Genomic DNA, 13,615 nt, shown 5'->3' with positions numbered 1-13,615 from the left:
TATTAGTTTGGTAGCATTCTCCGCTCCAATAACTGCCGAGTTAGTATATATCTTCTTTTTCATGCTAGATATCCTGCAGGAACGATACAGTCAGGCTATTGAGTACATGGCATGATTCTGCCACTCCGAGATTACCGCCCGAGAAGGTGAACGCTGGGGACGTTAAAGGTGACCGTTCTACAAAATTCGGAGCCAATCGCGCCTCGCGTAGAGGATTCTTTCCACGTCAACGACCTTTGACTTCTCGTCGATTGTGAAGAAAGCAACGTAGTTCTTCACTACTAGCTTGCGATAACCCAACGACGCCAACCGTTCGTCCGTAACGGGAGGATATTTTTGCGGCATGTCCGCCAACCCCTCGATGGCCTCCTCAATGGCGTCCATCATCTTCGTAGCGGTCATTGGAGCCGACAGCTGCGCAGAAATATAGCGGACGATATCGCGAAGGTCGCTTTCTGCGGGTTCCGATACATCTACCCTATATCTCGCCATCCACTATCTCCTGTCGGATGTCGCGCATAACATCCGAGAGCGGACGCTTCCGGCCCTCTTTTACCGCAGCCCTGCCCTCGTCGAGTAAACGGTACAATTCGAGTTTACCATTGAGCATCTCATAGGTCTCGATACTCATAACAGCCAAGTCCCCCTGACCGTTCTTGGTAATGAATAGAGGCTCCCGGCTCTCATGGCAAAACTTGGATATCTCATTATAGTTATTTCTCAAATCTGTGCTGGACTTAATGTTTGGCATATGATCAGTCTCCTTTCGCCCTAAAGATATTATACCCGAATTTCTTTAGATTATCAAGGGGTGGAGGGGCGGTGCAAAATAATAAACATTGCGGCAAGCCGAAATCCTGGTGTTAGTACATTGGTGATGGTGACCTCGCCACCAGACAACTCAGCACAGCTCTCCTTAACCAGGCTTTGATACAGCTTTGGATCGGCTACAATTAACTTTACAACAAAAATACGGTCATGTAGACTTTAACTAATAATAAGCAAAAGGAGATTAGTTTATATGACTAAACGAGAAAGAAGAACTTTCACCGACGAGTTTAAAGCTCAAATGGTCAAGCTTTATGAAACTGGGAAGCCTAAACATGAAATCATGGCTGAATACGATTTGACCCCTACGGCCTTTAACACCTGGATTAAGAGGAGCAAGGAAACAGGTTCTTTCAAAGAGAAGGACAACCGCTCTCCAGAGGAAAATGAGTTGATAAAGCTAAGAAAAGAGAATCAGAAATTAAAGATGGAGAATGATATTTTAAAGCAATCAGCGCTGATATTAGGACTAAAGTAAATGTGTTCAAGAGTAACGCCCACAAATACTGTGTATCAGCAATGTGCAAAGTCCTACAAATTTTGAGAAGTACTTATTATTATGAATCAAAAGCTAGAGGATCTGAAGAGAACAAGCTAATTGATGAGGTTTTAGATACATTCAAAATCAGGCGTTCCTTGAGTATGAAAGGTTGTCCCTATGATAATGCAGTAGCAGAAGCTACCTTTAAGATATTTAAAACTGAATTCGCAAACAACTATTATTTCGAGAGCCTAGACCAGCTAGAATTGATGCTTTCTGACTATGTAAATTGGTTTAACAATTTTAGGATTCATTCTACTTTGGGGTATTTAAGTCCAAAGCAGTTTAAAGAGCATGAACCGTAAGGAAATTGTCTAATTAAGTGTTGACAATCCAAACCATTCGTCCGTAACGGAAGGGCAATTTTGCGGCATGTCCGCCAAACCCTCGATGGCCTCCTCAATGGCATCCATCATCTTCGTAGCGGTCATTGGAGCCGACAGCTTAGGGTTGTTCACTACAATTTGCTTTTATCCTGTTTTAGAAACTTGTCAAACCAAATTCCTTGTTATTTTTTACTTCCGCGATGCTTAAAGTCCTTCTGAATTTCTTTATTCCAACCCTTCGGCATTACAGATCCTTCACGGTAAGTAGCAACCGCTTCGCTCATCACTCGAAAATTAAGTTCAACACCCTCGCTGTCCGCATGAAAGTTCTGAGCACGATCTGCAGAGATGCCAAAGCGTCCGGCGGTTTCCACTGCATCGATATTTGCGCCCAGGAATATAAACTCCCATCCATAACGAGCTTTTTGGTACTCAATCATCTGTTTAATTTGTTCTGCTGAATACTCTCTGCTTGAGTTTTCTTCTCCATCTGTTATGATTACGAACATCACTTTTTCAGCTTGATAATCCGCAGCAGTTTGTTTCTGGACTTTGATGATTTTGTGGACTGTCATACCAATTGCGTCAAGAAGAGCAGTGGCGCCGCCAACTTGGTACTCCTTTTCGCTTATCGGACTAACCGCTTTAATATCAATGCGGTCATGGAGCAGTTCGTAGTTATTGTCGAACAAAACAGTTGTGATATGGCACTCACCATCGACCTCCTGCTGTTTAGCAAGCATAGAATTATAACCGCCTATGGTGTCGGTCTCTAATCCGCCCATAGAGCCACTCTTATCAAGTATGAATACCAGTTCAGTTAATCCTTTTTTCATTGTTATAGCCTCCTTAAGTTTTATTATGACTTAAGGATAACACCTCAGAATTAGTGAATGGTCGCTTGTAAAACGACATATGCTAATCGATGATTTTTTTAATAATTTCTGATGCTTCATACGATTCAACCTCCAAGCAACGGCTGATCATAATTAAACAGCACCTCATTTATCTCAAAGATATCATATTTGCCATTTACGATAAAATACTCGACTATCACATCGAACTTTTGGCTGTGGGACAGCGCATAACCAGCTCGCTCCAAAAGATCATCCGTTTCATACAGCGACAACTCCAACGCCACGGCAAGGGCAATGGCAGTGCGCTTACTAGGAGTGTAACCTTTGCTAGTTCTGATTTTAGAGAACAGTTTTCTATCGAGATTAGCTCGTTTGTATACCTCCACATCTGTTTTTCCTTTGACATCAATCAGACGCAGAAGCGCTTCGGCGAAAGGCTCATCGAGATTGCCAACCAATTCGTCAATACCAGCAGTCGACTCTTCAAGTATGCTCTCCGCCATATTGGGCATTGGAACATTATATTGGATTAGGTCAGACTCTTCGAGGATTTTCCTCTCAACATTAAGCAACTCACGCCGGGTACCCCTATGCTCCTCAACATATTTCTCATTAATATAAATGGCGACTTCCACAAGCAGCTTTTCACTCACTTCAAATGCAGCCTTATCAAACACCACAAGGGACACATCCATGTCTTGGCTGTCAAGAAAATCCAGGATTGCAGCGGTTGCTACTTGTAATGCTTCAATTTTTGGATACCCGTAAATTCCACTTGATATCAACGGAAAAGCCACACTAGTACAGCCATTTTCTATGGCACGTTTCAGCGAATTCGTATAACATGCGCGAAGCAACTCCGCCTCGCCGTGCTTACCATCGCTATAAACGGGTCCCGCAGTATGGATAATAAACTTTGCGGAAAGTCGAAATCCTGGTGTTATAACTGCTTCGCCAGTTTGAATCGGCGCAAGTTTATTACAGGCAGCTTGGAGATTGCTCACTCCTGCAGCTTTGAATATGGCTCCACAAACACCGCCCCCCATCTTGAGGGCGGTATTGGCAGCGTTGACTATAGCGTCAACCCGCATTTTTGTGATGTCATTCCGGATTATTGTAAAAGGCATTAGAACACCTCCTCAATCAACACTTTCTAATTTCAGATTAATATATTTGATGAGCCAGTCAACTGAAATTAATCCGAATTTAATTTAAACCGTTGCAATACCGGATTGTGATCCGAATAGGTAAAACTGGCATCAATATGTTCTTCATATATGACTTCGATATTAGTAGATACAATAAATCCATCCAGTACGGTTACAAAAGACTCTCCTGGCACATAGGCCGTTTCGGTAGAGCGAAGGGTCGGGACTGGGTTTTCATCATTTTCTGGATGCACAATGACGAACGAATCAGGGATCAGCTCTTCGTTGAGTGGTTTTGCCCAGTTCGGCAATTCTCTGGTCGTACCGAAAACTTCAGGTGAATTACCAAATAAATCTTTGTTAAAATCACCGCCGATAATGACATAATTGCCAGCGTCATACTCCTGTTGAGCGTTCTCAATAAGCATTTTAAGTTGTGCTTCTCCAATCGTTATGTCAGCCGTAAAAGCAGAAAGATGCACATTTATCAACACAAGTTCCTTATCGTTCGATACCGGGAATCTGGTAACACTGTAACAACGATCCAGGTCGAGCAGCTTACGAAAGCCCGATTCCAACGGAAGGCTGCGGCGGAGTGATGAGCCTATGTTATATTTTGACAAGGTCACAATGCCGGAAACTGATTTACCAATAGGCTCTAATATCGGATAAAATAAATATGGGGAATTATAATTCATTACGAAAACGGAAGAAAAAGCGGGGAAGGCATCCTCAAGCATCATATATTCATCAATGTGGTAACTTCTTGTTGAATCAGTATCAACCTCTTGGAACAGCGCAAAATCAGGGTCAATTTGGGAAATAATTCCAATGGCACCGGCTACATTTTTAATGACATTATCCTCACTTAATGCTCTAGAATGCTCGCCGCCATCCATAAAAAAACTATAATCTGGACTGTAGGCACCATAACCTATGTTAAATGTCGTCAGGGTATACTCCGTATCTGTTTGTATAATTTCTGAAGAAACATTATCCACCTCTATTGCCAGATTGTCTTCAATACGGTCATATGCGATAAAAACATATGCTATATAAACTATTGCCGCAATGACTATGATTGAAATTATTGAAGCAATGACTTTAAAAAATTTTTTCATAATAATTCTCCTCCTCATTATTTTACCCGTTTATTTTAAATAAAGGATCCTCCACCAAGAAATGGATCAATATATCTATTAAAATGTTCTGGCATACTTTGGTGATGGTGCTTTAGGTAATATTCGATAAAAACTCAAAAAGCACCTGTCAAATTTACATTTTTTCTCAAACATTTACCAGCGCTACATGTATTGGATATTAATGATCTTAAATAAAACAAAAATGAAAAAGATAGAGGTAAATAAAAAAGGGGGGCCTGTAATTTACTACAGGTTCTCCCCGTTTTGCAGCAGTTATCTAATTTTTTTTAAGGACACGCAAGTCTCAACATGCCTTAAGGAGACAATAAAGATGCCCATTGAGCCTAGATGGGACCTTGGCGGCAATTCACTCCATCTCATTCTTTAGGCCAATGTCACGAAAGTTCGGCTTTGCCAAGTTTAATTGCTCAATGAATATAAGGGCAAAATCAATAAAGCTGATTTAATAAATCATTTGTAGTATCGCCTATCAATTTTATATTTGGATTATCAATCGTAACTCCTTGATGTTCCAATCGGGAAAACAAGCGAGTATCAAAATCCGACTCTTGCATAATATTATGATATCTTTTGAAGTCCAAAAGTTTAGCTTTCTCCTTATCAAAAGTTCTATGTAGTATATGCGCTACTGACCTGACCCCTGTTGGTAGTCCAATCTCTGGGCGAGTCGTCAGATAATATTTAATGCGTTGGCCTGTTGCCGTCGTATCAAACACAAAATCAAGAGACCACCTGGAATTAGGTTTCTGAGTAGCAGTCTCAGGCATACCTCTTTTTTCTGAAGGGCATTTTTTACTTCTTTTTCTCAGAGACAGGCCGGCTTTCTTGTATAGCCTGTACACTCGAGTAGCAGAGACTTCGGCATATTGCTCTATCGTTGAGAGAGTATCAAGCAACCAAGCCACTGATGAGACTCTCATAGCTGATCCATTACCCCAACTGTTATGCGGATGAATGTCCTCAGAAAACAGCCAATTACCAAAACGTCCTCCATAGCCTGCATCAGGATACATATGACCATACTTTTTCATGGATTTGATGAATGCGTCAGCAGTACCACCATTAAACATTCCTTCTGCTATAGCCAACGTCATTACCGTATCATCAGTAAAAAAGCAGCCTAGGTTGAAAAGTGGAAATTCCTCTGTCTTTATGTTGTTCCATTCGTAAGCTGAGCCAACTATATCTCCAATAATAGCACCAATCATATATTATTTCTTCCAGCTGCTTGATGACGCTCTTCTTATTAGGCTTAAACTCATTTAGGATCATATTCATATAATCCCAGAATAAAGCAGTCATATTGCCTTCATTAATTGCAAATACAACATATAGTTCTGTGATATTCTTAGAGCGAATATGCGACATGATTTCGCTCCGCTTCTCTGGCTCAAACATATTAGGCAATGTTATCGCCTCTATCTTCAAATTGCAATCCTTTTTCTTCTACGCCTTCAATTACCAGATCATTAACTAAAGAACTCTCAGACTGCATCCCCAGTTGCTCCAGCAAACATTCTGCAATGGCTTGACCCAATAACGGCGGCACCGCATTCCCCACCTGCTGATACTGAGAATTTTTTCTTCCGTGAAAAATGAAGCTGTCGGGAAAAGATTGCAGTCTAGCTGCTTCCCTAATGCTTAATGCCCTGTTTAGAATCGGATGAATCCACATGGACTTGCGAACATTCATCACAGTTCCAGAAGGCTTATCATACTTCAAACGCAAATAGATTGTGTTCTGTGTCCGATCTGGAAGAGAATATGTTTTCTTTAACGACACATCTAGATTATGAAAATTTTCCCCCTGACCAAGGGCCTCAAACCTTTCCTTGGCAGTTTTCCCTGTATCTGTTATCACATGATTGCTTATTAAATCTCTGTCGCAAAGCAGAGCTGCAAGTTTTGACCCTTCTCTAAATACAGACTGTATTTCTGGAGCATCTGCTAGAATTGATGTCTCCAATTCCTCCAAATCCTCAATTGCATCTCTTACAGTATTGTAATCACCTTCCGGAAGAATGCGGGAAGGCATCTTAACCTCTTTCTCGCCGATAAGGTCTTTTTTTATACCTATCCTAATAAACCGTTCCCGAGTTTGAGGCACGCCAAAATCAGCAGCGTTCAAAATTGCTTTATTTGTGGCATACCCCAGCGCTCTGAATTTATGCTCCAAATAGTCTTTGACGCTGAAAACGTCTGCAATTGCCGTTACCCGGCTATTTGATATTTGGATTTCAAAATCAATATGATTTTTATGCAATTCAGTCAAGCGCTCTATCACCCGCTCAACTTCCACCAGTATTTTAAGTCTTTCATAATACCCAGCATACGCTTGCTTTTCCTCTACAAATTTCCGAAGAATTTCTTTGCTACTGCTATAAAACTTCTCCCAATGTTCATTCCAATAATTCCTGTGCAATTGCTCCCAATCTGCAAACAGTTTCTTTATTTTTCTTTCTTTTTTTTCTACATAACTTGTTGCACGCTCTATTGTTCGTGAGAATTTTAATAGCGTGCAAAGCAAACCATAGCCCTCCTTTTTTATTCTGTATAAGTCCATTTCATCTTTATAACCAAGCGCATCGCTAACTAATTCTGTAGCTTCATCTTCGGCAGATAAAGAAATTCTTTCCTTTCTGATTGGAATGCCCAATTCCCTAACTTCTTCAACATTTTGACTCGTAACGAAGAAAAAGTGCTTTTTGGACTCCAACGTCTTTACATTTTCGAGAACAAATACTTTTGGATTTAATTCCTCAATTGCGCGAACATAATGCTGAACTAATTGATTGTTGCCACTGATCAAGCTGTTTTTTTGCCTGTTGGCGTTTGAAAACCCTTGGCATGGAGGTCCGCCTATGACTACATCCACCTTGCCAAATCTGTCTTCAATTTTTTCTTTAAACGATATTGTAGACGCATCTTCTTCAATAACCTGAACTCCCTCATGATTTTCAGCATACGTATTGGCGGCATCATTGTCACATTCCACAGCAGCTATAACGTCAAAACTTCCGGTTCTCATAAATCCAAGGCTGAGCCCGCCTGCACCTGCAAATAAATCGACTGTCCTAAGCTTCTTCATCTTCATCATTCTCCTTTTCAGCCGAAGCAACTTCAATTCCTTGACGCCTGAGCAGGAGGCCCCAGCACTCTTCGCGCTTACACCATTGTGTTATATTGGTTCCTTCGATTGATGGATGGGTTATATGATCCCAGACTTTTTGAGCCAGCTGTTTCAGCAACGACTCAAGTTCTTCCGATATATCCTGTTTTGTCCATATTTTGTCGAAATCAATCTTATCTTCAAAAAGACGATAGGCTAGGGCAATGGAATATGCTACTACATTTGCCTTGTAATCTCCCAATTGCAGACTCTTTACAATCCTGTCGCATTTATCGAAAAGAATAACATTTGCAATCATATGCTTGTAATATCGTTCGGTTGGAAAAGGCACCTTGCCAGCCTCGACCAATTCCATAAATTTTACAAAATTGGTTTCAGAGCCTTTGCTGACAATGTGCGGCTGCTGCATAGCGCACATCATGCACTTGGCAGCAAGTGTCTTTGTTACAACTCGGCTCTTTGGATTCTCTTGCCTAAAATTCTTTTTGCGCGTAGCCGTGTTTTGCCGGTTGAGCTCAACAAGATATTGCCCGCGGGCGCGCTCATAGAACCAGCGCAAGCGTTGCCGGGACGGCACCCATATTCTTCGAGAAAGCTTTTCCATCTCGACATGCCATGGAGTATTGGCGCTGAAGTCGGACATTGTAATCTTGTTTTGGCTGTTCGCATATTTGGATATGTGCGCAATAATTTGGTCTTTATCTTTCCCTGATTTGAGAATTGTAAGCTTTACTGGAACAAATACTTGGCTTAAATCCAATTTTGTTTTATACGCATTTGCAAGGGATGCTGTGGTCTGCCCTCCATTGACAATTTGCCAGCCGTGAAAACTGTGTACCGAAACAATGCCATTGCCTATTTCATCAGATTCTATCCATGACGCTACAGTTGAAATCCCATTGTTGTATGCCATGAACATCTCCGGCTCATCACGCACCGTATCTCGAATTCCTTTATTGACAGCATTTTTGGCCTGCAGAAAAGAGCGCACATTCCGCTCAATCAATTGCTGTCCAAGATCATCATAAATCCTTGCCAATACAGCTCCCGGCAACATGCCGACATAACAGTCATATTTTTGGTGATCTGCAAGCATTTTCATCATGCTGAGGCTGCAATCGTATTGATCCCTCAGATCAATGGTGTTGTCTCCTGCATTCCCGACTTGTCCGACAAGCCTAAAAATCCTGTCAATATCCCATACATCATATGAAAATGCAGTATCTTCTTCCTCCACATCTGCCGGGGGCTCTATATCAATAATAGCGTTCGAGACTAAAATGATGCGGACAATTGAGATAAAGGACTGCCTTTCATAAATCATTTGCGCCAAAGTATAGGCAGTATCCGTTTCCTCCATTTCTTTGTACATACCTGTTTTAGCATTTCTATAAAAACGGCGCACCATTTTGAACATGCGGTTTGCATCGTTTCTGCTCATCTTTGTGAGCTTATTGCTGCGCTCCCATTTAACCGCAATCAAACTGAGCGTCGCATTTCTCTCATCAAATGCATACGCGCTTACCATCATCGCCTGCCTGCTGGAACTGGTTTTCTGATAGGGACTTAGCTGAATATCGCTAATTACCTGCTCTTCTTCCAGATAGCCGCACAAAATTCCCTCCATGGCTTCCTCTGTTGTGCGATAGCGGCCAGCCTCATGCTCTGCTTTGGCATCTTCGCAAATCATTGCATGAAAATCCTCCAAGATCATGCAGGTGCCTCCTTTGCATGCAGTTTTGCAGCCTGCCAGAATTCCTGATCGCTCATTCTATAATTGGCGCAAGCACTTATCTCCAGGGAATAAGATATATCGCCCAGTCCATTTGGCACATCTTCGCCCAAAATACGCGGAAAGCCTTCCTTGACATTGAAATATTCATGTTCTTTGATTATATATCTTGTAGCATAGTTGTCTATATACGGTTTCCCCAGCCCGCACCCGAATATTTTATCCTTAAATACGCTACAGGCAGTTTCGTCGATTCCGATACAGTCCTCAATGCCTTTCACAACATCGCCCAAAGTTTCTCCTGAAGTATCACTAGGCTGAACTGCAACAAAACACAAGACAAGAGTGCCTCCTGCAAGCTGGTCATTAAGCTGCATTTCATTGCTGATAAAAGCTTTATACGGCATGCTGGCGGCTGTAGCCTTGACTTCAATGCTCATATTGTTCAGAGAAAAATCAAAGACCTCATGGTATGGCCCTTTCCAGCAGGCAATTGCCTGCAAACCCACATCGTTCAAAAGCATGCTTCTCAACACCCATAACTCGCCAAACAAGCCCAGTTGCTCTTCTCTTGTTAATTTGATGCTGTCGCGCAACAAGAAAAAGCGCCTCCAGCGTTCCAGCGCTTCAGAAAGCTTTTTGCGCAAATTTGCCCTATCAATGCCTTCCAAGCAGGAACACAAGTCATCGCAAACCGCCAAGTACACCTCATCGGCGCTTCCTTCTCTCTGCTCTATGCGGACAAAGCATCCATCTATACCTGAATTGTCAAAGCCGGAAAATTCAATGGAAATTCCTTTCCAGACTGGGTATTTGTGCCCTTTTGCAGCATCCTCGGGATTGCACTGCAAAAATAGAATATGTCTCCCATCCATTTTTCTGACAGCGAAAACTGCTAAAATCTCCCAGCTCAGCTTCATTTGGCGCGTTATAAGGGGATCATGCCCACTCCATTTTTTCAAACGGTATTCCTGATCCAGCGCAGAGAAAACTTCATGAGCTTGCATCATATTTATAGTCATTCCATCGAGTCCTCCTCTTCCAAACTGCGGAAGACATTGTTGGCCATATATGAAACAGGAGTCGATTCATGGCTTGGTGGGAACACCAAACCAATGCCAATAGGCACGATGTCGTCCGGGAGGCTGGAAAATACACTATCTGCTTTTTCAATAGAATAAAGCAACATGAGTCCATGGTCAGGTTGACTGCCCCTTAATTCGCGCCGAATATACGTAGCGGCTTCCCAATCAGCACCAATGCTGTCCTTTATTATTTTGGAACGCTTACCTTTTGCGCTAGATGCCTTAGCTCTCAGCTCAGCAACTCTAGTCATCTGCCCATCATCAAAATCAATATATTCGTGATCCTGTGAAAGCAAGCGGCCAAACGCCTTGGTACCCCTTTTCTCGCCTTTTGCTCTTTTAACCCCGCGTTCAATTGGAAGACCTCCAATTTCAAACGATTTCCCTGCCTGCGGCTCGCTGTCCTCTGCATTAATCAAGCAAACTGTCCAATCAGTCAATCCACCTTTAGCCATCTGTTTGCTGATATACTCCTTTAGGCGTGAGCTATTTGCTCGTGGAGCGTTGCGGGCAGTTTTATATTCGGATAAAAAGCTGCAAATGCTGAAGCCGTCAACATGCTCCCAGAAATAGTGCTTGGGCATGCTCGCGGCTTGAGCATATTTGCGCGGACGCTTTTTGAGAAGATAATTCTTGTCGGGTGCGCCAAGCTGCCTGATGAAGTGGTCCACTGCGCTCTGATTGTCGCGGAAAAAATCATCGTCATCAAGCTCGAACTTAGTAGTCTCGCTCACAATATTGCTGTAATCATCCTGCATTTGATAGGCTGCCTGCATTTTGTTTTTGGCGGCAATGTACAGCTCGGAATGCGTTCGAACTTTCAGCCCGTACTCTTTGGGCAAAGCCCCCCGCTGGTCCATATCAAACAGCTCGCTGCGCAATTCTTCTGTAGCAACAGCAATATGCCCGAACCACTCATCCAGAGTTAGCGTTGTATAAAGCCTGCAGACATCAAGATAGCCAGGCCTGTATCCAAACCATCTTCCCATTTGCATCAAAGTATCATAAAAAGACGATGCTCGAAGGAAATAGCTTGTGGATAGCCCCTCCAGCGTCAGTCCCCGGGAGAGCTTATCTCCTCCAACAGCTATTACAATTCTTCCTTCAGGATAATCTTTATATTTCAGTTCATCATCGCTGATGCCATTAACTGCAAGCACTTCAAGTTTTTGCAAGACATGCTCTATGCCTTCAAGCACGTCTGGCCACTCAGGCATTTCGCATTCACCAGCCAAATCAAAAAAGCTTAGGCGCATATGCAATGAAGTTTCAGCAAAATCCTCCTCCCACAGCAATTTGAGCTTGGCTGCAAAAGAAGAAGGTTCTTTTGGGTCTTCATATCTCAAGCGGTTTTTTATATCATTTATTTTTCCGGCTACTAGATCCTTGATTTCAAAATGAATATCCGTATAGCGCGCAGCATGAATCAGCATTGACATGTGGTCATTCCTTTGGTCGCGGAAAAAACGTATTGATGATGCAATAAGAAAAGCCCCAATTGCTTCAACAAGCGTGTCAGGCAATTTTTCCGGCACGTGGCCCTTTTTGGCCTTTGCTGGCACAAACAGCGGATCATACTGAACCTCTCTAGTCAAGCACATGCTTTCCCCGTCGTCGCGGTTAAGCCCAAAAAATTCTGCCGGGCCAATATAATTGGACGGCTTAGACAAACAAAGAATGAAATCTTTCGGAAATAGCTCGCTGCCATATTCCTCTGTTCCTGCTTCATCATGAATAAAGATATTTGCATATGGAGTAGCTGTATACCCTACATAGGCCTTGTTGGAAAACAAATTATAAATCCTTCTGATTTCTGCATTTACACGGGAGGGCTCGTAATCGGGTAGAATGTTGCCATTTTCATCGCTTATTGCTTTTGTATTGACAGACGCCTGATCAGCCTCGTCATCAATCATGAGCATTGAAATATTAGCAATTATTGCTTTGCCTTGCTTCAGCAAATGGTCCTTGGTCAAATTTCCGGTTCTAAAAAATTGATTTAGATTTTTGAGCACAGTAGCATTCTTCTTAACAATAAAAACTGATGGCCGTCCTTCCAAATCTTCTATTTTGTTTGCACGCGCCTTATTGAAATCACCTTTTGGATCGCGGGTTGTATATGTGCGCAACTTCAATTCTGGCGGATAGCTTAATTCTCCCACTCCGATTCTTTTTCCTACCATGCCGTTCTTTATAAGCACATCTATGCTTGTTTCAAATCCAAGAACTTCTTCATCCAATCTTGTCTGCGTCTGAATTCGCAAACTGTCATGCATCCCTGCGAGTACAATAATCAACTGGAATCCAGCATCCAATGCTTTATTGATCAATCCTGTATAATGAGCCGTTTTGCCGGATTGCACATAGCCCAATACTAGCCCGCGCCTGTCGCTAAGCAGCGTACTTCTTTTCGGATCATCCACAGCATCAAGAATTTTATCGGTGGTCTTGTCAATGCTGTCAATAACTGCAGGGCTCCACTTTTTAACTTTCCCGAGGTATCTTACCCACCTGCTCCAGTGGCCGAGAAAATTATTATTTTTTTGTTCTGACCACCATTTTTCTTTTATCCTTTGATCTTCCCCTTGGAGCATCAAATAGTCCGTAACTTCCTGCGTGATTGATAATCTGAGATGCTCTATAAGCCACTCCTTGTCAATTTCTGCTCCGCCGGGCAAACTGTTTTTTACAAATTCAACAGTCTTAGCAGCCGCTTCTTCAAAAGCGTTCTCTTTTTCCTTCATAGACCAGCAATATTCAACCGCTATTCTGGCAATTGCATCTCTATCCATAAAGTTTCCCCTT

10 protein-coding genes and 1 pseudogene are annotated in these 13,615 nt (G+C 42.4%); 1 reads left to right on the top strand and 10 read right to left on the bottom strand.

Features of this window, described 5'->3' with window-relative positions:
• Positions 1-177 precede the first annotated feature (177 nt).
• Positions 178-492 carry a type II toxin-antitoxin system RelE/ParE family toxin gene (locus ABFY19_RS03140; protein WP_418791792.1) on the bottom strand — a complete coding sequence of 105 codons (315 nt, stop codon included), beginning with the start codon at positions 490-492 and terminating at the stop codon, positions 178-180.
• Entirely contained in the window at positions 479-751 is a 273-nt protein-coding gene (locus tag ABFY19_RS03135; protein WP_418791791.1) for a type II toxin-antitoxin system prevent-host-death family antitoxin, read from the bottom strand. The genes ABFY19_RS03140 and ABFY19_RS03135 overlap by 14 nt, the downstream gene beginning before the upstream one ends.
• A 270-nt stretch (positions 752-1,021) precedes the next feature.
• Between ABFY19_RS03135 and ABFY19_RS03130 the strand changes: the two are divergent.
• A pseudogene (locus tag ABFY19_RS03130) lies at positions 1,022-1,674 on the top strand (IS3 family transposase).
• Positions 1,675-1,877: 203 nt separating this feature from the next.
• Here the strand turns inward: ABFY19_RS03130 and ABFY19_RS03125 are convergent.
• The 8 genes from ABFY19_RS03125 to ABFY19_RS03090 form a co-directional block, all read right to left on the bottom strand.
• Positions 1,878-2,531 carry a vWA domain-containing protein gene (locus ABFY19_RS03125; protein ID WP_418791790.1) on the bottom strand — a complete coding sequence of 218 codons (654 nt, stop codon included), beginning with the start codon at positions 2,529-2,531 and terminating at the stop codon, positions 1,878-1,880.
• A gap of 125 nt (positions 2,532-2,656) precedes the next feature.
• Complete coding sequence (locus ABFY19_RS03120; protein ID WP_418791789.1) at positions 2,657-3,679, bottom strand: macro domain-containing protein; 1,023 nt, start codon at positions 3,677-3,679, stop codon at positions 2,657-2,659.
• Positions 3,680-3,747: 68 nt separating this feature from the next.
• Positions 3,748-4,821: an endonuclease/exonuclease/phosphatase family protein gene (locus ABFY19_RS03115; RefSeq protein ID WP_418791788.1), complete on the bottom strand. Its 1,074-nt coding sequence runs from the start codon at positions 4,819-4,821 to the stop codon at positions 3,748-3,750.
• 470 nt (positions 4,822-5,291) lie between these two features.
• The gene (locus tag ABFY19_RS03110) at positions 5,292-6,071 is read right to left on the bottom strand and encodes an ADP-ribosylglycohydrolase family protein (protein ID WP_418791787.1); all 780 of its coding nucleotides are present in this window, start codon (positions 6,069-6,071) and stop codon (positions 5,292-5,294) included.
• 191 nt (positions 6,072-6,262) lie between these two features.
• Positions 6,263-7,891 (bottom strand): DNA cytosine methyltransferase, encoded by a 1,629-nt coding sequence (locus tag ABFY19_RS03105; protein WP_418792522.1) that lies wholly within the window; start codon positions 7,889-7,891, stop codon positions 6,263-6,265.
• 46 nt (positions 7,892-7,937) lie between these two features.
• Positions 7,938-9,707, bottom strand: a complete 1,770-nt coding sequence (locus ABFY19_RS03100) for an AIPR family protein (RefSeq protein ID WP_418791786.1) — start codon at positions 9,705-9,707, stop codon at positions 7,938-7,940.
• A complete protein-coding gene (locus tag ABFY19_RS03095) occupies positions 9,704-10,747 on the bottom strand; it encodes a PD-(D/E)XK motif protein (protein ID WP_418791785.1) in 1,044 nt (347 codons plus the stop codon). Before ABFY19_RS03095 ends, ABFY19_RS03100 begins: the two co-directional genes overlap by 4 nt.
• Entirely contained in the window at positions 10,744-13,602 is a 2,859-nt protein-coding gene (locus ABFY19_RS03090) for a Z1 domain-containing protein (protein WP_418791784.1), read from the bottom strand. The genes ABFY19_RS03095 and ABFY19_RS03090 overlap by 4 nt, the downstream gene beginning before the upstream one ends.
• Positions 13,603-13,615 lie beyond the last annotated feature (13 nt).

The organism is Phosphitispora sp. TUW77 (genome assembly GCF_048453025.1).
Taxonomy (GTDB): Bacteria; Bacillota; Thermincolia; order Thermincolales; family UBA2595; genus Phosphitispora.
The sequence above is the reverse complement of the archived record's forward strand: the minus strand, read 5'-3'. Positions and strand labels throughout refer to the sequence as shown.